The 22,260-nt window shown below is 37.1% G+C and carries 20 protein-coding genes and 1 pseudogene; all 21 read left to right on the forward strand.

Going from position 1 to position 22,260, the window contains the following annotated elements; all coding sequences use genetic code 11:
* Positions 1-5: 5 nt before the first annotated feature.
* The 21 genes and pseudogenes from RZN25_00880 to RZN25_00980 all read left to right on the forward strand — a co-directional run bounded on the left by RZN25_00880 (position 6) and on the right by RZN25_00980 (position 22,151).
* Positions 6-1,538 (forward strand): ABC transporter ATP-binding protein, encoded by a 1,533-nt coding sequence (locus RZN25_00880; protein ID MEQ6375388.1) that lies wholly within the window; start codon positions 6-8, stop codon positions 1,536-1,538.
* A complete protein-coding gene (locus RZN25_00885) occupies positions 1,535-2,578 on the forward strand; it encodes an ABC transporter permease (protein MEQ6375389.1) in 1,044 nt (347 codons plus the stop codon). Before RZN25_00880 ends, RZN25_00885 begins: the two co-directional genes overlap by 4 nt.
* A gap of 1 nt (position 2,579) precedes the next feature.
* Entirely contained in the window at positions 2,580-3,539 is a 960-nt protein-coding gene (locus RZN25_00890) for an ABC transporter permease (GenBank protein ID MEQ6375390.1), read from the forward strand.
* A gap of 116 nt (positions 3,540-3,655) precedes the next feature.
* Positions 3,656-4,939 (forward strand): pitrilysin family protein, encoded by a 1,284-nt coding sequence (locus tag RZN25_00895; protein ID MEQ6375391.1) that lies wholly within the window; start codon positions 3,656-3,658, stop codon positions 4,937-4,939.
* Positions 4,939-6,225: a pitrilysin family protein gene (locus RZN25_00900; GenBank protein ID MEQ6375392.1), complete on the forward strand. Its 1,287-nt coding sequence runs from the start codon at positions 4,939-4,941 to the stop codon at positions 6,223-6,225. Before RZN25_00895 ends, RZN25_00900 begins: the two co-directional genes overlap by 1 nt.
* A 6-nt stretch (positions 6,226-6,231) precedes the next feature.
* Positions 6,232-6,951, forward strand: coding sequence for an SDR family oxidoreductase (locus RZN25_00905; GenBank protein MEQ6375393.1), 720 nt, complete (start codon positions 6,232-6,234; stop codon positions 6,949-6,951).
* Positions 6,952-7,021: 70 nt separating this feature from the next.
* Positions 7,022-7,279 carry a DUF3243 domain-containing protein gene (locus RZN25_00910; GenBank protein MEQ6375394.1) on the forward strand — a complete coding sequence of 86 codons (258 nt, stop codon included), beginning with the start codon at positions 7,022-7,024 and terminating at the stop codon, positions 7,277-7,279.
* A gap of 167 nt (positions 7,280-7,446) precedes the next feature.
* The gene (locus RZN25_00915) at positions 7,447-8,238 is read left to right on the forward strand and encodes a DUF3388 domain-containing protein (protein ID MEQ6375395.1); all 792 of its coding nucleotides are present in this window, start codon (positions 7,447-7,449) and stop codon (positions 8,236-8,238) included.
* Between the two features lie 18 nt (positions 8,239-8,256).
* Positions 8,257-9,174 (forward strand): helix-turn-helix domain-containing protein, encoded by a 918-nt coding sequence (locus RZN25_00920; GenBank protein MEQ6375396.1) that lies wholly within the window; start codon positions 8,257-8,259, stop codon positions 9,172-9,174.
* 91 nt (positions 9,175-9,265) lie between these two features.
* On the forward strand, positions 9,266-9,844 hold the full coding sequence (gene pgsA, locus RZN25_00925; GenBank protein MEQ6375397.1) for a CDP-diacylglycerol--glycerol-3-phosphate 3-phosphatidyltransferase: 579 nt from the start codon (positions 9,266-9,268) through the stop codon (positions 9,842-9,844).
* Entirely contained in the window at positions 9,841-11,112 is a 1,272-nt protein-coding gene (locus tag RZN25_00930) for a competence/damage-inducible protein A (GenBank protein ID MEQ6375398.1), read from the forward strand. Before pgsA ends, RZN25_00930 begins: the two co-directional genes overlap by 4 nt.
* A 143-nt stretch (positions 11,113-11,255) precedes the next feature.
* The gene (gene recA, locus RZN25_00935; protein ID MEQ6375399.1) at positions 11,256-11,876 is read left to right on the forward strand and encodes a recombinase RecA; all 621 of its coding nucleotides are present in this window, start codon (positions 11,256-11,258) and stop codon (positions 11,874-11,876) included.
* A 228-nt stretch (positions 11,877-12,104) separates the two neighbouring features.
* A pseudogene (locus RZN25_00940) lies at positions 12,105-12,587 on the forward strand (recombinase RecA).
* Between the two features lie 248 nt (positions 12,588-12,835).
* Positions 12,836-14,401 (forward strand): ribonuclease Y, encoded by a 1,566-nt coding sequence (gene rny / locus RZN25_00945; GenBank protein MEQ6375400.1) that lies wholly within the window; start codon positions 12,836-12,838, stop codon positions 14,399-14,401.
* Positions 14,402-14,512: 111 nt separating this feature from the next.
* Entirely contained in the window at positions 14,513-15,313 is an 801-nt protein-coding gene (locus RZN25_00950) for a TIGR00282 family metallophosphoesterase (GenBank protein ID MEQ6375401.1), read from the forward strand.
* A 106-nt stretch (positions 15,314-15,419) separates the two neighbouring features.
* Positions 15,420-15,680 carry a stage V sporulation protein S gene (locus RZN25_00955; GenBank protein MEQ6375402.1) on the forward strand — a complete coding sequence of 87 codons (261 nt, stop codon included), beginning with the start codon at positions 15,420-15,422 and terminating at the stop codon, positions 15,678-15,680.
* Between the two features lie 241 nt (positions 15,681-15,921).
* Positions 15,922-16,857, forward strand: a complete 936-nt coding sequence (locus RZN25_00960) for a membrane dipeptidase (GenBank protein MEQ6375403.1) — start codon at positions 15,922-15,924, stop codon at positions 16,855-16,857.
* 203 nt (positions 16,858-17,060) lie between these two features.
* A complete protein-coding gene (locus RZN25_00965; GenBank protein ID MEQ6375404.1) occupies positions 17,061-18,803 on the forward strand; it encodes a 2-oxoacid:acceptor oxidoreductase subunit alpha in 1,743 nt (580 codons plus the stop codon).
* Complete coding sequence (locus tag RZN25_00970; protein ID MEQ6375405.1) at positions 18,804-19,670, forward strand: 2-oxoacid:ferredoxin oxidoreductase subunit beta; 867 nt, start codon at positions 18,804-18,806, stop codon at positions 19,668-19,670. It abuts the gene before it with no gap.
* 478 nt (positions 19,671-20,148) lie between these two features.
* Positions 20,149-21,723, forward strand: a complete 1,575-nt coding sequence (gene miaB / locus RZN25_00975; GenBank protein MEQ6375406.1) for a tRNA (N6-isopentenyl adenosine(37)-C2)-methylthiotransferase MiaB — start codon at positions 20,149-20,151, stop codon at positions 21,721-21,723.
* Positions 21,720-22,151: a YlbF family regulator gene (locus tag RZN25_00980; protein MEQ6375407.1), complete on the forward strand. Its 432-nt coding sequence runs from the start codon at positions 21,720-21,722 to the stop codon at positions 22,149-22,151. Before miaB ends, RZN25_00980 begins: the two co-directional genes overlap by 4 nt.
* Positions 22,152-22,260 lie beyond the last annotated feature (109 nt).

A 22,260-nucleotide genomic window follows, 5' to 3' on the forward strand; every position in this document is an offset into this window, starting at 1 on the left:
AGCATGTGGAATACGTTATTGAAATGTTAAATATCAGAAAAGAATTTCCAGGTATTGTTGCAAATGATAATATTACACTTCAAGTCAAACCTGGCGAAATACATGCGCTCCTAGGAGAAAATGGAGCAGGAAAGTCAACGCTTATGAATGTCCTCTTTGGCTTATATCAACCTGAACAAGGGGAAATTAAAGTTAAAGGGAACCCGGTAAAAATCACCGATCCTAATGTGGCTAACGATCTTGGAATCGGAATGGTACATCAGCATTTTATGCTTGTGGAAACGTTTACAGTAACGGAAAATATTATACTGGGTAGTGAACCAAGAAAAAACGGGAAGGTAGACCTTAAGAAAGCAGAGTCAGAAGTTCAGGAACTTTCTGAACGATACGGGTTAAAAGTGGATCCTCGGGCTAAAATTCAAGACATTTCAGTTGGGATGCAGCAACGAGTTGAAATATTGAAAACCCTTTATCGAGGAGCGGATATTCTGATCTTGGATGAACCGACTGCCGTTCTTACCCCTCAAGAAATTAAAGAGCTTACTCAAATTATGAAGTCATTAATAAAAGAAGGAAAATCAATTATATTAATTACCCATAAATTAAAAGAAATAATGGAGTCCTGTGATCGATGTACTGTCATTCGAAAAGGTGTTGGGATCGGTACAATGAATGTTTCCGAAACAAATGTTACAGAGCTTGCTTCATTAATGGTTGGCCGAGAAGTTAGTTTTAAAACAGAAAAGAAATCATCAGACCCAAAGGATAATGTGTTGTCAATTACTAATTTAAAAGTAAAAGATTCACGTGGTGTTGAAATGGTTAAAGGCTTAAATCTAAACCTACGTGCTGGGGAAATTGTCGGGATAGCTGGTGTAGATGGTAATGGACAAACAGAACTTATTGAAGCTATTACCGGTCTGCGGAGAGCAGAGTCTGGTACCATTGAATTGAAAGAAAAGAACATAACGAATATGTCTCCAAGAAAAGTGACAGAATCCGGGGTATCTCATATTCCACAAGACCGTCATAAATATGGCCTAGTCCTTGATTTTCCTATTGGAGAGAATATGGTTTTACAAACGTATTATCAAAAACCGTTCTCGAATAGTATGGGTGTTTTAAACTTTAAAGAAATATATAAGAAGGCAAAATCTTTAATCGAAGAATTCGACATTAGAACACCTAGTGAGTATACATTAGCACGCTCGTTATCTGGGGGGAATCAGCAGAAAGCGATCATCGCTCGCGAAGTTGATCGATCTCCTGAGTTATTGATTGCAGCACAACCAACTAGAGGACTAGATGTGGGAGCAATTGAATTTATTCATAAGAGACTTATTGATGAACGTGATAAAGGAAGAGCCGTACTCCTTGTGTCTTTTGAGTTAGATGAGATTATGAATGTGAGTGACCGTATAGCGGTTATGTTTGATGGAAAAATTGTTGCAGAAGTCAAACCAAACGAAACAGATGAACAAGAATTAGGCCTACTTATGGCAGGTAGTAAAAAGCAGAAAGTAGGTGAAGCAGAATGAATAGTCGCTTAACAAATGTTTTGATCCCTGTTATTTCTGTGCTTTTTGGCTTAATCGCAGGAGCTATCATTATGTTGGTTTTTGATTACAATCCGATTAAAGGATACACTGCATTATGGAATGGTGCTTTTGGTGATTCCTATTGGTTAGGTGAAACTTTGCGCCAAGTGACTCCTTATATTCTATCAGGTTTGGCGGTTGCTTTTGCTTTTAGAACAGGTCTTTTTAATATTGGAGTGGAAGGGCAAGTTTTTGTTGGTTGGGTGGCATCCGTTTGGGTTGGTACAGCAATCAATGCTCCATCCTTTATTCATGTCCCATTAGCCATTTTAGCTGCTGTAATTGCAGGTGGATTATGGGGATTTGTACCAGGTTTTCTTAAAGCAAGATTTGGTGTTCACGAAGTAATTGTATCTATTATGATGAACTATATTGCTTTACACATTAGTAATGAAATGATTCGCTCTGTATTAACGGACAACCAGGATAAAACGGAAAAAATCGCAGAGACTGCATCGTTAAGAGCACAATGGCTTATTGATTTAACTGACCATTCAAGATTGCATATGGGTATTTTTGTAGCCCTTATAGCCGCTGGTATCATGTGGTTCTTGCTTGAAAAAACGAAAACTGGCTATGAGCTGCGCTCTGTTGGGTTTAACCAACATGCATCCAATTATGCTGGAATGAATGTTAAGCGTAATATAATATTAGCTATGGTTATATCCGGAGCCTTTGCTGGAGTTGCAGGTGCTATGGAAGGGTTAGGTACTTTTGAATACATGTCGATCAAGTCTGGATTTACGAACATTGGATTTGATGGAATTGCTGTTGCCTTATTAGGAGGCAGTACGGCTATTGGTGTCGTATTATCTGCTTTATTATTCGGGGTATTAAAGCAAGGTGCACTTAATATGCCTATGGGGGCTGGAGTGCCGTCTGAGTTAGTTGAAATAGTTATTGCACTCATTATTTTCTTTGTGGCTTCTAGCTATATCATTCGTTGGTATTTACTAAAGTTCAAGAAGGAGGGGAAGTAAGATGGGTTTTCTAGATACTTTAACATCTATGATTCCATTAGCCATGTTTTTCGCAGCACCCCTCATTTTTACAGCAATCGGTGGAGTTTTTAGTGAACGATCTGGTGTAGTAAATATTGGCCTTGAAGGTCTTATGGTAATGGGGGCATTCGTTGGAGTTGTCTTTAACATCTTTTTTGCTGATACCTTTGGCGCAGCTACTCCTTGGATTTCGATTTTAGTTGCAGCTATTGTCTCGTCCCTATTTTCTATTATCCATGCCGTGGCTTCTATCACATTTCGTGCAGACCACGTGGTCAGCGGGGTAGCCATTAACTTCCTTGCTCTTGGATTAGGCTTGTTTTTAACGAAACAGTGGTTTGGAAGAGGTCAAACAGGTTCAATCTCTGAACCATTTTATACAACAACTGTACCTTTTCTAAGTGACATTCCAATTATTGGTCCAATCCTTTTTCAAAAATGGTTCCTTACTTCTTACGTTGCCATAATCGTTGCAGTCCTTGCTTGGTTTGTTTTGTTTAAAACACCATTTGGACTTAGACTTCGTTCAGTAGGGGAACATCCTATGGCAGCTGATACAAATGGTATAAATGTTAATCGAATTCGCTATATTGGTGTTATGATTTCTGGTTTTATGGGAGGACTTGGTGGTTCTGTTTATGCTCTAACAATCGCTCATGAATTTTCCCATAGTACCATTGTTGGTCAAGGCTTCATGTCACTTGCAGCCGTTATTTTTGGAAAGTGGCATCCATTAGGAGCTATGGGAGCAGCTATTTTCTTTGGGTTTGCTCAAAGTTTAGCTGTTGTGAGCACAAGCATTCCATTTTTGGAAAACGTTCCATCAGTATTTATTACGATAGCTCCTTATTTGCTAACCATTCTAGCTTTAACTGGTTTCATAGGGAGAGCTACTCCTCCAAAAGCACTGGGTACCTCCTATGTAAAGGGCAGTCGTTAAAACAAAAAAATCCTTCTCAACAAATATGTTTGAGGAGGATTTTTTGCATGTCATTTTTAATCTTCTTTCTTTTAGGGTAAAGTAAAGGGAGGAAAATACATTTTCGGAGGGATTATATGGGAAAGATTCAAGAAACTTGGGAAGAAAGAAAAGGTTTTCGTTTACATTTTATTCCCACTAAAAAATTTAAAACAAATACAATTGTCGTAAAATTTCGTTCTTCATTAGATAGAGAAACTATTTCTAAGCGAGCCCTATTGTCATCTATATTAGATAAAGGTACGATCAACTACCCTTCTTCCTTGGATTTACGTAGAGCATTAGATTATTTGTATGGAGCTGTCTTAAGTATTGATAGTTCAAAAAAAGGAAATAATCATATTCTAAGTATAAGATTGGAGCTTCCTAATGACACTTACATCCAAAATGAATCCAATTTATTGGAGGATGCTTTAAATTTATTAAAGGAAATTATCTTTCAGCCTAATGTTGAAAATCAATCTTTTCCAGACCAAATAGTGGAACGTGAAAAGAAAAACATGGTAGCCAAAATCCAATCTATTAAAGATGATAAGATGAGTTTAGCGAATATGCGATTATTGGATATTATGTTTGAAAATGATCCCTATTCCCTGCATGTACAAGGGTATGAAGAGGATTTATCCAATATTAATGGCAAAAACCTTTATGAAAATTATCAATCAATGATTAGTGAGGACGAAATGGATATTTACTTTGTCGGACATCGGGAAGTTGAAGAAATTAGAACCTTAATAGATGACTTATTTTCAAGAAGTGTTTCTTCTTCTGTAAGAAGTGTCCAAGAAAACAATCTTTCTGACCAGAGAGATTTTCAAAAGGTTATCGAAGAAGATGACGTTCAACAGGCAAAGCTCCATATTGGTTATCGAACGCCTATCACCTTTAAGGATGAAAATTATTATGTCCTACAGGTGTTCAATGGTCTATTTGGTGGATTTCCGAGTTCTAAACTGTTTATGAATGTGAGAGAAAAACATAGTCTAGCTTATTATGCTTCCTCACGCTTTGAAAGCCATAAAGGACTTTTATTGGTATTTAGCGGGGTAGCTCCAGATAAACTAGAACAAGCGGAAACTATTATTGATGAACAACTTGAAGAAATGAAAAAAGGAAATTTCACTAAAGAACAGCTGGAAGAAACAAAAAGCTTGGTTAAAAGCCAAATATCTGAGACTTTTGATCAGGCTCAAGGTATTATTGAAGTTTTGTATCACCAAGTCATCTCAGGAAAAAGGATTTCAGTTGAAGAAATGATTGAAAAAATCGAATCTGTGCAAAAAAAGCAAGTCACAAATGTAGCTAAACAAGTAGAAAAAGATACGACTTATATTTTAACAGCAGCAAGGGGGGAGAAGTAATGGAAAAAAGAAATATTGAGGGATTACATGAAACGATTTATGAAGAAATTCTCGATAATGGGCTTAAGGTTGTTCTTTTACCTAAGCCAGATATGGCGAAAACCTTTAGCATCTTTCAAACCAAATACGGGTCCAACGATTTATCTTTTGTACCAATTGATCAAAATGATAAAGTAACAGTACCAGAGGGGATTGCCCATTTTTTGGAGCATAAGCTATTTGAAAAAGAAGATAGAGATGTTTTTCAGGATTTTACAAAGCAGGGAGCCTCAGCAAATGCTTTTACATCGTTTAATAAGACTGCCTATCTTTTTTCGGCTACCACTAATATAGATGAAAATATAAATACTCTTTTGGATTTTGTTCAAGATCCGTATTTTTCAGACCAGTCAGTTGAGAAAGAAAAGGGGATCATTGGTCAGGAAATTAAAATGTACGATGACCAACCGGACTGGAGAGCCTTCTTCGGAATTATACAAACCATGTACAAAGAACATCCTGTCAGAATTGACATAGCTGGGACGGTGGACTCGATTGACAAAATAACAAAAGAAGATCTTTACACTTGCTATTACACGTTCTATCATCCATCGAACATGATCTTTTTTGCTACAGGTCCGTTTGATCCTGAAAAAATGATGAAACTAATTAAAGATAATCAGTCTAACAAAACCTTTGAAAAACAAGAGGAAGTTCAACGTTTCTTGCCTGATGAACCAGATCCAGTTTTTAAAAAGGAAAATACGATACAAATGCCTGTCTCCATAGAAAAAGTTATGGTTGGGATTAAGGAGAAGAAAAGCAGACTAAATAAAGATAACTGGCTAAAAAATGAGCAAATGCTTTCCATGATTCTAGATCATTATTTCTCGAAAAGTGGGGATTACTATCAGAAATTGTATGATGAGCAGTTGATTGATGGAAGCTTTCATTTTGAAACGATGCTTGATTTAGATTATGGGTTTAGTTTACTTGGTGGAAATTCCGAAAATCCTGAAGAATTGGCTAATCGAATAAAAGAAATGCTTTTTGAATTAAAAAACGGCAAATTTAGTGATGAAGAATTCACCAGAATGAAGCGAAAGAGAATAGGTCATTTATTAAGGTCCATGAACTCTCTCGAATTCATTTCCCAGCAGTATATCCAATATGAGCAATTGGGATTTGACTTTTTTGAGGTGTTGCCTACTATCGAGTCACTTCAAAAGCAGGAAGTGGAAGATTTTTTATCAGAATGGATTGATGAAAATCAAATGGCAGTATCTTATGTGAAAGCGAAGGGATAGGCGTAGATGGGGAATAAAAAGGTTTTAATTTGCGGAGCAAGTGGTGATCTGGGATATTCCATTGCTCAAAAGCTTCTTTCATCGAATTATGAACTTGTCCTGCACTACTTCCAAAATGAAGCTCGAATTCAGGAACTAAAAGATGGTTTTCCAAATCAAATTTTACAAACTTTAAAAGCTGATTTTAGAGATGAGAGCAGCGTTCAACAACTTTTGGAAAAATTAAGTGTTACTCCTGAGGGTGTCGTATTTGCAAATGGAATATCCTACGAAAAGTTATTTCAAGACAGCTCTTTGCAAGTTATGGATGATTTGTATAAGATTCACCTTAAAGGCCCGTGGATCGTTTTACAGAGTCTCATGCCTCATATGATTCGAAAACAAGCAGGAAATATTATCTTTATTAGTTCTGTATGGGGAGAGGTAGGTGCCAGTTTTGAAACTATTTACTCTTCCTTTAAAGGCGCTCAAAATGCTTTTACTCGTGCCTTATCGAAAGAAGTGGGCAAGTCAAATATTCGAGTGAATAGTATTGCTCCTGGTTGGATTGAAACGAAGATGAATGCTCATTTACAAGACTATGAGAAGGAAGTGGCGGAAGATTCCATTTCATTGGGCAGGATTGGAAGTACTGAAGAAGTGAGTAATGTAGTAAAATTTCTGATAAGTGAAGAGTCACAATATATCCATGGCCAAATTCTAAAAGTTGATGGTGGTTGGACCTAATAATTAATGAATAATTTAACGCCCTTCTTCAGAAACTAGAACTGTAAGTTTTCTGAAGGAGGGAAATAAAATGTCTGTTCTTGACAACTTTGAAACATGGAAAGACTTTCTTGGAGATCGCTTGCATCAAGCTGAAGGCGAAGGTATGGATCAAAAAGTAATCGAAAATGTAGCGTATGAAATTGGAGATTACTTATCAAAATCTGTCGATGCCAAAAATGAGCAAGAAGCTATTATCAAGGAACTTTGGAATGCAGCGAGCAAAGATGAGCAACATGCCATTGCTAACGCTATGGTAAAGCTAGTTCAAAATGAAGGCGCGAAGTAAACAAGGGGACTTTCTCCCCTTGTTTTCCTTTATAATGATACTTTTCATATTTTTTTAACTGAAATGTTGAATTTGACTAAAGTTTGCTTAAATAACCTTTTCGAAAAGGGTAAAATCATTTATTATAGAACTGAGTATTATCATCCACTTAAAGGAAGGAGTTGTTTATGAAAAAAATTGAATGGTATTTAGAATATGAAATACAGCACAATCGTCCTGGGCTACTCGGTGACATTGCTTCATTGTTAGGTATGCTATCCATAAACATTATTTCAATTAATGGAGTAGAAAATAGCCGACGTGGACTCCTTCTTTTATGTAAGAATAACGACCAAATTAAAAGACTTCAATCCATCTTACAGACAATGGATACGATTAAAATTACAAAATTAAGGAAACCTAAAGTTAGAGATCGTTTAGCTGTAAGGCATGGGAGATATATACATAGTGATGTAGATGACAAAAAGACCTTTCGTTTTGTTAGAGACGAGTTAGGATTGCTTGTCGATTTTATGGCCGAGTTATTTAAAAAGGATGGGCATAAATTAATAGGTATTAGAGGAATGCCTCGTGTAGGAAAGACTGAATCCGTGGTAGCTGCAAGTGTTTGTGCAAATAAACGATGGCTTTTTGTTTCTAGTACATTGCTAAAACAAACAGTTCGAAGTCAACTCATTGAAGATGAGTATAGTGATGACAATCTTTTCATAATTGATGGAATAGTTTCTACGAGAAGAGCTAACGAAAAACATTGGCAGTTGGTTAGAGAAATAATGCGCCTTCCAGCTACGAAAGTCGTGGAGCATCCTGATATTTTTGTTCGTGAAACAGAATATACATTAGAAGATTTTGACTACATTATCGAACTTCGAAATGATAATGAGGAAGAGATTGTGTATGATACAGTTGAAAAGCCAGAATTTTCTGAGAGTGAAGGATTCTCCATGTTTGATTTTTAAAAATGGATGGTGTTATGAATGGAAATTGGAATAAAGCTTAAAGAAGCTCGGGAAGCCAAAGGACTCACCCTTGAAGATATTCAAGAAAAGACTAAAATACAAAAAAGGTATTTACAGGCTATCGAAAAAGGTGACTTTAGTGTAATGCCTGGGCAATTCTATACCAGAGCATTTATTCGTCAATATGCTGAAGTTGTAGACTTAGATCCTACTGAGGTATTAGATGACTATAAAAGTGAGATTCCTCCTCCATCTAATGAAGAATACGTGAATTATTCCCGTGTTCAAAGTCATCATTCAAATAGTTCTAATCGTACCTCAGCTGTTTTTTCCGTATTTCCAAAAATTATTGTTACAATCTTAATTATTGGTATTATCGTGTTCGCTTGGTATTTCTACACACAAATGTTGGAAAAAAATAATAGTGAACAACCTCAAAATGAAATTAATGGGAACAATGAAGTAATATTACCTGATGAGCCAGATAGAAACAATGCGAATAATACAGGAGAGATTAATAACCAAGAGATTCCCGAAGAAGATGTTGACCAGCCAGAAAATATACCTGAAGAAGAATCAGAGCCTACTATACAATTGGTTGAACCAGGAACAGAGGATAGTCTTTATCACAAGTATGAGCTCGTTCAGGGTGATCAAATTCTCATTGAGTTAAATGTTGAGGATGCTAACGCGGAAACCTACATTGATGTCGAAAATGGCAAAGGCGCGGTGCTCTTTAGCAACCCAGCGAGAAATTTAAGGAAGGAAAATTCTCCTCAAACCCTCGATGCTAGTGGTGAAGAAAAAGTGATCATCAATGTTGGGAATGCCAAAGCTCTTCATTTAATTGTTAATGGAGAAACCATTGAATTTCCGATTGATCCAACGATTCCAGGGAATGAACATCAGTGGATTGAAATTACAAAAGCCCAATAAAAGTTTTGATTTTCTTTGCTTGAAACATGTTCCCTTGCTACAATATAAGTGGCAAGGGTTTTGTATTACATAATGTTAAGGAGGAAGTTCATTGAATATTCCAAATCGTATTACGATCTCACGAATTTTACTTATTCCTATATTTATTCTACTATTATCTCTTCCTTTGGACTGGGGCACTTGGTCGATCGGTGAAAACGAGCTTCCAGTTATTGATTTTGTGGCTGCCCTTTTATTTATTGTAGCGTCTGTTACTGACTGGGTAGATGGGCACTATGCTAGAAAATACAAACTTGTTACTAATTTAGGGAAATTCCTAGATCCACTTGCAGATAAACTACTTGTATCGGCAGCACTTATTTTATTAGTTGAGATGGATTTAGCATCTGCTTGGATTGTTATTATTATTATTAGCAGAGAGTTTGCTGTTACAGGACTTCGTCTTGTTGCGGCAGGAGAAGGGATTGTACTAGCAGCTAGTCAGATGGGGAAATTAAAAACATGGATTCAAATCATTGCTATATCAGCCTTGCTTTTACATAACTTTCCATTCTCATATTTGGGATTCCCATTCGGTGAAATTGCTTTATATGCTGCTTTAATTATCACTGTTGTGTCGGGGTGGGATTATTTCAAAAAGAATTGGCATGTTATGAGGAATTCTAAATGAGTGAAAATAAGTGGAATGCAGAGATTATTGCAGTAGGCACAGAGCTACTGCTAGGACAAATAGATAATACGAATGCTACTTGGATCTCAGAACAGTTGGCAAAGTACGGGATTTCAGTTTTTTTTCATCAGGTTGTTGGAGATAACTTGGATAGAGTTAGGAAAGTTTTTAAACAAGCAAGTGAGCGATCCAATCTTGTTATTGTCACTGGTGGCTTAGGGCCAACAGATGATGATCTCACAAGGGAAGCATTGCAGCCTATTATTAATCAAGAGATTATCATCCATGAAGAAACTGTAGAAAAAGCTAAGGAGATTTTATCAAAACGAAATCGTAACTATACTTCAAATAATGAAAAGCAAGCTAGGGTTTTTAAGAATGCAAAAGTATTTACAAATGATGTTGGCATAGCTCCAGGAATAGTTGTTTCTGATAAAAGTGTTTATTGGATTTTATTACCTGGTGTCCCAAAAGAAATGAAGCATTTGTTAGGTGATAAAATTCTTCCTTTCTTAAAAACTGAACTATCTTTAGACCAAATTATTCAGTCCAAGATGTTGCGCTTTGTAGGAATAGGAGAGGCAGATTTAGCAGCTCGAGTAGATGAATTATTGAAACAGCAATCCAATCCAACCATAGCCCCTTTAGCCCAAACGGGAGAAGTGGCATTGCGGATAACTGCTAGAGCTTCCACTTTATATGATGCTAACCAATTAATACTAGAAACGGAACATAAATTACGAGACATTGTTGGTGAATTTCATTATGGAGAAGATGAGTTGAACCTACCTGAAGTGATCATTGAAAATCTCGTTCGAAAGAATTGGATGATTTCAGCTGCAGAGAGTCTCACTGGCGGATTATTTATAGAGGGGTTAATCCAAGTACCAGGTGCTTCTAAGGCCTGCCATGGAGGTATTGTATCTTATAGTCGTGTTTCTAAACAAAACTTATTGAACATTCCAAAGGATTTAATCGAGAAATATGGGACAGTTAGCGAAGAATGTGCCAATGCAATGGTCAACAATGTTCAGAAAATCACCGGCTCAGATATTGCTATTAGCTTTACGGGAGAGGCTGGCCCAACTTCGTCAGAAGGAAAGCCAGCAGGAACTGTTTATATTGGCGTGAAAGTCGCAGATAATGAAGCAGAAGTGTTTTCCTTTTTATTTCATGGAAGTCGGGAAAATATTCGAGAACTTTCTGTGAAAAAAGGATATGAATTAATTTTTCATGAAATTCAAAAACTTGGCGATAAAAAAAGATAAAAAATAGAAAATCCTTAGAAGAAAATTTAATTTTCTAAGGTTTTTTTTCTGAAATATAACAGAACGTTCATTCGGTAATTTGGTTGGCAATTTTTTAAAAAAAGTATATGATAGGAGTAGTTTGATAGAAAGGGGAGAATAATTTGAGTGATCGTAAACAAGCTCTTGATATGGCGTTACGCCAGATAGAAAAACAGTTCGGCAAAGGATCCGTAATGAAACTAGGGGAGCGCGCAGAGCAGCGTGTTTCAACTGTGCCTAGTGGGTCACTAGCATTGGATGTGGCGTTAGGTGTTGGAGGATATCCACGAGGAAGAGTTGTGGAAATCTATGGACCAGAATCCTCTGGTAAAACAACAGTTGCTCTTCATGCCATTGCGGAGGCACAAAAAAAAGGTGGACAAGCCGCATTTATAGATGCTGAACATTCTTTGGATCCTGCCTATGCAAGTAAGCTCGGAGTTGATATTGATGAGCTTCTGCTTTCTCAACCAGATACAGGGGAGCAGGCACTTGAAATTGCCGAGGCTCTTGTTCGTAGCGGAGCGGTTGATATTATCGTCATTGACTCTGTTGCAGCACTTGTTCCAAAGGCTGAAATTGAAGGCGAAATGGGAGATTCCCATGTGGGTCTTCAAGCACGATTGATGTCACAAGCTTTACGTAAATTGTCTGGAGCGATTAACAAGTCTAAGACAATTGCTATCTTTATTAACCAGATCCGTGAAAAAGTGGGAGTTATGTTTGGTAAATTAGCTGTTTAAAAAATTAAACAGTTTGCCGTCCTTTAGAGTAATCTGATGGATTATTAGAGCGGAATGAAGCGGGAAAACCTAAGTAACATGAGTATATGGCAACCCGAACCGAAGGCTAGCACTAAAATGCTGGTCAGGGGCAACGCATAGATTCTGAACCTACTATAACGTAGACTATAATGGATCCAAGAGGCCGCTCCACCCTAACACTTTGGTGTGGGTGAAAAGATATGCTGAGCTGTGTGGAAACATACAGAAGTAAGGATAAAAAGCCTTATGATAACAAATCTGAACCCTGAAATAACTCCTGGCGGACGCGCGCTAAAATTCTACTCAACAGTACGTTTAGAAGTACGTCGTGCTGAAGCACTAAAAATAGGTAACGACATGGTTGGTAATAGAACGAAGGTTAAAGTAGTTAAGAATAAAGTAGCTCCACCATTTAAACAAGCAGAAATTGATATCATGTATGGAGAAGGAATCTCAAGAGAAGGCGAGCTTCTTGATATTGGCGCCGACCTTGATGTTGTCGAAAAGAGTGGAGCATGGTATTCCTACAAAGGCGAACGTCTTGGGCAAGGTAGAGAAAATTCTAAGCAATTCTTAAAAGAAAATGGTGATATTGCTGAAGAGATTTATCTTGCAATAAGAAAACACTATAATTTAGATCAAGAAGCAGAAGTCAAGGCAGAAGAAGACCAACAATTACTAGACGTTTAATAAGGACATCCTCTTACTTAAAATGAATGAGTAGGAGGATGTTTATTTATTGTCTCCATTTTTTTCTTCTTTCTTTTCCCTTTTTCGACCATTCCTTGACAATGTTATAGTACAAGCTTAAAATTAACATGTATAATTTCATTTTTCTTTATTCCGATAATTATGAAATGTGTATGTCTGAAAATGAAAGTTGTACATGCCGACAGACATGAAATTTTAAAAAGTTGATAGCAAGAGGAGGTGAAGTCATGGAAGACATGCTAACACTAATCATCTCCATTTTGCTTGCCCTAATCGTCGGTATTGTTGTTGGTTATCTGATTCGTAAATCCATTGCCGAGGCGAAGATTTCTAGTGCTGAGCAATTAGCGAAGCAAATTGTAGAAGATGGACGAAGAAATGCTGAAGCAGCTAAGAAAGAAGCGTTATTAGAGGCAAAGGACGCTAACCATCGTTTTCGTCAAGAAGCTGAACAAGAACTTCGTGAACGTCGTATGGAACTTCAAAAGCAAGAAAGTCGTATGATGCAGAAAGAAGAGAATCTAGACCGCAAAGGTGAGACACTCGATAAGCGTGAACTCATGTTAGAAAGGAAAGAAAACTCCTTAGCAGAAAAACAACAACAAATTGAAGAAATGGAAAGCAAAGTGGGAGCCGTGTTAGAAAAGCAACAAGCGGAGTTAGAGCGTGTATCCGGCTATACATCCGACCAAGCTAAACAAGTTATTTTAGAGCGGGTAGAGAAAGAATTGTCCCATGAAACTGCTGTAATGATTAAAGAAACGGAAAACCGTGCGAAAGAAGAAGCAGATAAAAGAGCAAAAAACATTTTATCTCTTGCATTACAGCGTTGTGCTGCTGACCACGTTGCCGAAACTACTGTTTCTGTTGTGAACCTTCCTAACGATGAAATGAAAGGTCGAATCATTGGTAGAGAAGGACGTAACATCCGGACATTAGAAACCTTAACAGGAATTGACCTAATTATTGATGATACTCCTGAAGCGGTTATTTTATCTGGATTTGATCCAGTTCGCAGAGAAATAGCAAGAATTGCTCTTGAAAAACTTGTCCAAGATGGACGAATTCACCCTGCGCGTATTGAAGAAATGGTTGAAAAATCTCGACGAGAAGTGGATGAATATATCCGTGAAATGGGAGAGCAAACAACATTTGAAGTGGGAGTACATGGGTTACATCCTGACTTAATTAAGATTTTAGGACGATTAAAGTATCGTACAAGTTATGGTCAAAATGTATTAAAGCATTCTGTGGAAGTCGCCTATTTATCTGGATTACTTGCTGCAGAGCTAGGGGAAGATGAAACACTTGCTAGACGAGCTGGTCTTCTCCATGACATAGGAAAGGCAATTGATCATGAAGTCGAAGGAAGTCACGTTGAGATAGGTGTTGAACTTGCAACGAAATATAAGGAGCATCCAGTTGTAGTTAATGCGATTGCTTCACACCATGGAGACGAAGAACCTACTTCAATTATATCTGTACTTGTAGCAGCTGCAGATGCGTTGTCTGCTGCTCGTCCAGGAGCTAGAAGCGAAACCTTAGAGAATTACATTAAGAGGTTAGAAAAGCTTGAAGAAATTTCAGATGGGTATGAAGGGGTCGAAAAATCCTTTGCTATCCAAGCAGGTCGTGAAGTTAGAATCATGGTTAAGCCTGATGAAATTGATGACCTTGAAGCCTTAAGCTTAGCTCGTGATATTCGCAATCGAATTGAATCAGAGTTAGATTATCCAGGACATATAAAGGTGACTGTGATAAGAGAGACTCGAGCTGTTGAATATGCAAAATAGAAAAAGTGGCCATTTTTGGCCACTTTTTCTATTTTGACAAGGGAATAGACACTGTGACATCATATAAAATAGAAAGTCATCCTAAAGATTTAAGAGAAAGGATTAAATAACATGAAAATATTATTTGTTGGGGATGTATATGGATCTCCTGGACGTGATATGATCCAAAACTACCTAGGTCGTTTAAAAAATAAATACCATCCAGACCTCACCATTATAAACGGGGAAAATTCAGCAAATGGAAAAGGGATTACTGAAAAAATCTATAAGCAGCTAATGGAATGGGGAGCAGATGTCATTACTTTAGGAAATCATACCTGGGATAATAAAGAAATTTTTGATTTTATTGATGATGCTAACCGAATGATTCGACCAGCAAACTTTCCAAAGGATACTCCAGGTCAAGGAATGTTAATTACATCTGTTCAGGGAGTGAAAGTAGCTATTATCAATATGCAAGGAAGGACCTTTATGCCACCGTTGGATGATCCGTTTCAGGTTATGGATCATTTAGTGTCAGAAGCTAAAAAACAAACTAATATTATCTTTGTTGATTTTCATGCGGAGGCAACAAGCGAAAAACTAGCAGTGGGTTGGCATTTAGACGGAAAAGTTAGTGCTGTAGTGGGTACTCATACACATGTTCAGACCGCTGATGAACGCGTACTTCCTCATGGTACCGCCTATATTACAGATGTAGGGATGACAGGACCTTATAATGGTATCTTAGGTGTGGACCGCGAATCAGTTATTCGTAAATTCCAAACTAGTCTCCCTGTTCGGTTTGATGTATCTAAAGATCCTGCAACGCAATTAAGTGCAATACTTGTAGACGTTGACAATAAAACAGGGTTAGCCAAACAAATTGATAGAATTTTAATTAATGATGATCATCTTTTTGTCATAGAATAGAAAATAATTGAATTTTTCGGAAAATTCATTCATAATAAAAAGGAATATCTCATCAGTCCATGAATATAGTAGAAGTGGAACTTAGTCCAAGAAGGAGGAACTACTCATGGAAATATTAAAAGTATCATCTAAATCCAATCCGAACTCTGTCGCAGGTGCATTGGCTAATGTATTGAGAGAACGTGGGACTGCTGAAATCCAGGCTATTGGAGCTGGTGCACTGAACCAATCAGTGAAAGCCGTAGCGATTGCAAGAGGGTTTGTAGCACCTAGTGGAGTTGACCTCATTTGTATTCCCGCTTTTACAGATATCATGATTGACAATGAAGAGCGTACAGCAATCAAATTGATTGTTGAACCTAGATAAACGCATTTCACCTGTTTGCCTTTGCAAACAGGTTTATTTTTTACTATCATAATTTATAAGTTTCACTTATGATGGAATAAGGCTTATGCCATTAAAACTTCCACTCAAGAGTATAAGGACTTCTAAGAAAGCTAAATACGCTTTCAAGAATCCCTTTAACGATAAGTCAAGTTTTTCTAATGATCTGAAAAGTATAGACTATTAGGGAATATACATATTCCATAGGTTGGAGGAGTTAGTTATGTGGATCGATACGCATTGTGATGTTCTTTGGAAGCTTTGGGATAATTCTAGTATTTCTTTTTCAGAAAGTGATCAACTAAGGATTGATTGGAAAAAGTGGGGAAACAGCAGCTTACAAACACAAGGATTCGCTTTATTTGTTCCAGATGATGTTTCATCAAAGGATCAATTTAGGGTAGTAGAAGAGATGATTGAAATTTTTAGAAATAAGGTTCTTACTACCTCTCCCAATATAAAATGGGTGAGAAATGGTAAAGAAATACAGGAGTTGCAACCAAAGGAAAAGGGAGCCTTTCTTGCATTAGAAGGATGCCATCCCATTGGAAATGATATTGGATTGCTTAAGAAATTATTAGACCTAGGAATCATTTATGTTGGGCTTACTTGGAATCAACCGAATCTAGTTGCTGATGGCATTGGAGAACCTCGTGGAGGAGGACTTACTAAATTCGGAGAAGAAGTCATTCAGGTGATTAATGACTATCATGGATTTGTTGATGTTTCTCATGTGTCCATTCAAGGGTTTTGGGACACTATGAAATTTGCAGACTTTCCAATTGCTAGCCATTCAAATGCAAAGTCTATTTCTCCTCATCGCCGTAATTTAGATGATGACCAGATTAAAGCTCTTATTCAGAAAAAGGGGTGGATAGGAGTTACCTTTGTTCCAGAATTTTTAACAAGGGATATGAGTCATCAAGCAACCAAGCAAGATGTTCTTCGGAATCTTGAACATATTTGTTCGTTAGGTGGGGAAGAATTTGTTGGATTTGGATCTGACTTTGACGGGACTTCGGGCTATATAAAAGGACTGGAAACGCCTCTAGGTTATGATCAATTTATCAACGAATTACTTCAATTATATTCCGAGAACCTGGTCAAAGGATTTATTCAAAATAACTTTTTACAAGCACTTTCAAGAGCAGGAAAATAGTTTATCCGCATTTTTGTCATCATTTAAATACTTGTGCTTGAAATTTTTATGCTATAGGTCTATCATTAAAAGCGTAATTCAGCTTTCAATATAGTTTTATAGTTTTTAAGGAGAAATATTCTATTTTTCCAATAGATAGAAAAACAATAAATATTATATTGATAGAAAATAGGATCACGTGTCGATTCGAAGGGGTGTAAACGATGATTAAGCAGCTTTCTTGGAAAGTTGGCGGTCAGCAAGGTGAAGGGATTGAAAGTACAGGGGAAATCTTCTCAATAGCTTTAAATCGTCTTGGGTATTATTTATATGGATACCGTCACTTTTCATCACGTATTAAGGGAGGACACACCAATAACAAAATTCGGGTTTCTACGACAAAAGTTCGTGCTATTTCAGATGATCTGGATATATTAGTAGCCTTTGATCAAGAGACCATTGATGTGAACTTCCATGAGCTTCAGGATAAAGGAATTGTCTTAGCGGATGCTAAATTTAATCCAACGATTCCTGAGGGGACAAACGTAACATTGTATGCGGTACCATTTACAGAAATAGCAACTGAGTTAGGAACGTCACTCATGAAAAATATGGTGGCAGTGGGAGCTACTAGTGCTGTACTTGATTTAGAAGTGGAAGCATACCGTGAAGTTGTCAGTGAGATCTTCTTACGCAAAGGACAGCAAGTTGTTGACAAGAATATGGAAGCTATCCAAAAAGGTGCAGAATTCGTAAAAGACCACTCCGATGGAGAAGTTCCAAAACTAAAATTAGAACCAGCAGATGGTAAAAAGCGTTTATTCATGATCGGAAATGATGCGATTGCTTTAGGTTTCTTGGCAGGTGGATGCCGATTTATGGCGGCTTATCCAATTACTCCTGCTTCTGAAATTATGGAATATTTAATTAAAAAATTACCAGAGTTTGGTGGAACAGTTATCCAAACAGAAGATGAAATTGCTGCAGCAACAATGTCTATTGGAGCAAATTATGCTGGAGTTCGTACGATTACTTCTTCTGCGGGACCAGGTTTATCTTTAATGATGGAATCAATCGGTTTATCTGGAATAACAGAAACACCGCTTGTAATTGTAGATACACAACGTGGTGGACCGAGTACCGGTTTACCTACCAAACAAGAACAGTCCGATCTAATGGCCATGATTTATGGTACACATGGTGAAATTCCTAAAGTTGTTATGGCGCCAAGTACTGTTCAAGAAGCATTTTATGATGCCATTGAGGCATTAAACATAGCAGAAGAATATCAGTGTCCGGTTATTTTATTAACAGATTTGCAACTGTCTTTGGGTAAACAGACCGTAGAACCTTTAGATTATGATAAGATTGAGGTTCGTAGAGGAAAGCTTGAAAATTCTGAGCTGCCAGAGCTTGAAAAGGGAGAGTACTTCAAACGATTTGAACTAACTGAAGATGGAGTGTCACCTCGTGTTTTACCTGGAACCAAAAATGGTGTATACCATGTGACAGGTGTGGAACATGATGAAACAGGAAAACCATCAGAGGTAGCATCTAACCGTAAAGCGCAAATGGATAAGCGTCTTCGCAAGCTTAATAGTTTACCAGAACGTTTTCCTACTCCTGTTTATGTTAATGCTCCTCATGAAGAGGCAGATGCTCTTTTAGTTGGATTTAATTCAACAAGAGGAAGCATTGAAGAAACTATGGCTAGATTAGAAGAGGAAGGCATTAAAGTTAATCATGCTCAAGTTCGTTTGATTCATCCGTTCCCAGTTGAACAATTAAGTCCATTAGTTAAAACGGCAAAGAAAGTAATTGTAGTTGAGCATAACGCTACAGGACAGCTAGCCAATATCATCAAAATGAATATTGGATCAAGAGATAAAATTGAAAGTGTACTTCGCTATGATGGGACACCATTCCTTCCAAGTGAGATTTACAACGAATGCAAGGAGTTGTTATAAATGGCGACATTTAAAGATTTTAGAAACCAAGTAAAACCAAATTGGTGTCCTGGATGTGGTGACTTCTCTGTACAAGCAGCGATTCAGCGTGCAGCTGCTAATGTAGGTCTAGAATCAGAGGACCTTGCCGTTGTATCTGGAATTGGGTGTTCCGGACGTATTTCAGGATATATTAATTCTTACGGATTCCATGGAATCCATGGTCGTTCCTTACCTATAGCGCAAGGTGTGAAGATGGCCAACAAAGACTTAACTGTCATTGCTTCTGGTGGAGATGGCGATGGTTTTGCTATTGGTATGGGACATACAGTTCATGCTATCCGTAGAAATATAGATATTACTTATATCGTTATGGATAATCAAATCTATGGTTTGACTAAAGGGCAAACATCCCCTAGAAGTCAAAAAGGCTTTAAAACAAAGAGTACACCAAAGGGATCCATTGAGTCATCCCTATCAGTTATGGAGCTCGCTTTATCTGCAGGTGCAACATTTGTTGCACAAAGCTTCTCAAGTGATTTGAAGGATTTGACATCTCTTATTGAACAAGGAATCCAACATAAAGGATTCTCATTAATTAACGTATTTAGTCCTTGTGTAACATACAATAAAATCAACACTTATGATTGGTTTAAAGAAAATCTAACAAAGCTTTCTGATATTGAAGGATATGACCCTTATGATCGTTCTCAAGCTATGAATACTGTTATGAAACATGATGGTTTAGTAACAGGTCTTATCTATCAAAATACAGAACAACAATCCTATCAAGAGCTTGTTGAAGGATACAGTAAGGATCCATTAAAGGATTCTGACCTTGGAATCGACAAAGAACAATTTGAAAAACTAGTTTCAGAGTTTATGTAATCAAAAAGCGACCCTCTATATGGGTTGCTTTTTTTCTGTGAAAAACAAAGTTAAACAAACTTTAATCAGTGGACGTCCCCCGCAGATGGTTAGCGAGGGTATGACCTAAAGACCCTTGAACCAATTGGACATTGACGGGCAGCTTATCCCCTACCTACTCTTTTCGCTTTACTTAAGACTTGAGGCGGGGGGATTACTGCCATGAAAATAAAACATTAAATTTTTCATCCTTGTTGCTGAAGCTTTCTTCATGGTTGGCTGCCCGTTCATACGGGATAAAATTGCAACGTTTATTAAAATGGGAAAATGGACAAAATCAAAATCCCAAGTATTCAATAAATTTTAAAGCTGGGGTGTGAGTGTGAAATCTTGTATGATTCTTATTAGAGTGATGAATGTGTTTTTCTTTCCCTTAAAAGCTGTTATAATGTTACAGTTAGAAAAAGAACTTGTTTACTAAATGAAAGGAGAATAACATATGAATGAACAGCAAAGAAAAGCTGGTCAACAAATAAAAGCGGTGGATTCAGCGGACAAAAAATCCGATGTGAAAAAATCGTTAGCAGAAAAGACAACAGCTGATTATGCTAAATATTTTGAAACAACCTATCAACCTCCTTCTTTAAAAGAAGCTAAAAGAAGGGGAAAAGAAAATGTGGAAGTCTATTATGACTTTGATGTTCCAGAAGACATTAAAGGTATAGGAAAAGGAAAAAAATTTTTAATTCGCACCTACGGCTGTCAAATGAATGAACATGATTCAGAGGTAATGGCTGGTATTCTAACAAATCTAGGTTATGAGCCTACCACTGATACGAAAGATGCGGATATTATTCTTTTAAATACTTGTGCCATACGAGAAAATGCCGAAAATAAGGTGTTTGGAGAAATCGGGCATTTAAAACCATTAAAAATGGAAAATCCTGATTTAATAATTGGAGTATGCGGATGTATGTCACAGGAAGAATCTGTAGTGAATCGCATCTTACAGAAGCACCAGTTCGTTGATTTGATTTTCGGAACCCATAACATTCACCGTTTACCACAGCTCTTGAAAGAAGCCTATTTTGGCAAAGAAATGGTTATAGAGGTTTGGTCTAAAGAAGGAGATATTATTGAAAATCTCCCTAGAAAACGTGAAGGAAAGATCAAAGCATGGGTTAACATTATGTACGGTTGTGACAAGTTCTGTACCTACTGTATTGTGCCTTTTACCAGAGGAAAAGAGAGAAGCCGCCAGCCTCAAGATATTATACAAGAAGTAAGACAGTTAGCGGCACAAGGTTATAAGGAAATCACTCTTCTTGGCCAAAATGTAAATGCATACGGTAAAGATTTTACTGATAAAAAATATGGTCTTGGGGATTTAATGGATGAAATTCGAAAAATTAACATTCCAAGAGTACGTTTTACAACCTCACATCCAAGAGATTTTGACGATCGATTAATAGAAGTACTTGCTAAAGGTGGTAACCTGTTAGATCATATCCATCTTCCTGTTCAATCAGGTAGCAGTGAAGTTTTAAAGCTTATGTCTCGTAAGTATACTCGTGAAAGTTATTTAGAATTAGCCCGTAAAATTAAAGCTGCTATTCCTAATGTTTCTTTAACTACTGATATTATTGTGGGGTTCCCAAATGAAACAGATGAGCAATTTGAAGAGACACTTTCTTTAGTAAAAGAAGTTGGATACGAGAGTGCTTATACATTCATTTATTCACCAAGAGAAGGTACTCCGGCTGCTAAAATGAAAGATAATGTACCTATGGAAGTGAAGAAGGAACGTCTGCAACGTCTAAATGCACTTGTCAATGAGCAGTCCGCAGCAGCAATGAAAAAATACCAGGGCCAAATTGTTGAGGTTTTAGTAGAAGGGGAAAGTAAGAATAACCCAGATGTACTAGCTGGATACACTGAGAAAAACAAACTTGTAAACTTTAGAGCTCCAAAATCGGCAATTGGACAAATAGTTAAAGTGAAAATAATAGAAGCAAAAACATGGTCATTAAATGGAGAAATGATAGAAGAAGAGATGGAGGTGAAGTCTTCATGACTGTATATACCCGTAAACAAGTTATAGAAGAAGCTGAAAAGTTAGCTAAAATGTTAGCAAAAACAGAGCAAATTGAACGTTTTAAGGAACTCGAAGTCAAAATCAACGAAAATCAAAAGGTTCAAGATAGCATCTCTAAAATTAAGTCCCTTCAAAAACAAGCTGTAAATTTCCAACACTATGGGAAAGAAGAAGCTTTGAAGGTGATTGAAAAAGAAATAGATCGCTTGCAGGACGAACTTGATGGAATTCCTGTTGTACAAGAATTTAAGGATATTCAAGTTCACATTAATGATGTCCTTCAATTGATCACAAGTACAATTTCTCGTGAATTAACGAATGAAATTATTCGTGACACTGGTGGAGATCTTCTTTCTGGTGAAACAGGTTCAAAAGTAAGAAATAGCTCCATTTCATCTCATCACTAAAACAAAAAGTTATAAAAAAGGTGATTCCTCATATTGGAGGAATCACCTTTTTTACAAGAAATTTGTCTAGCTCCAGCGAAAAAGCATCATCGAGTAATCTTCGAAGTTT

This window comes from Bacillaceae bacterium S4-13-56 (genome assembly GCA_040191315.1).
GTDB lineage: Bacteria > Bacillota > Bacilli > Bacillales > JAWJLM01 > JAWJLM01.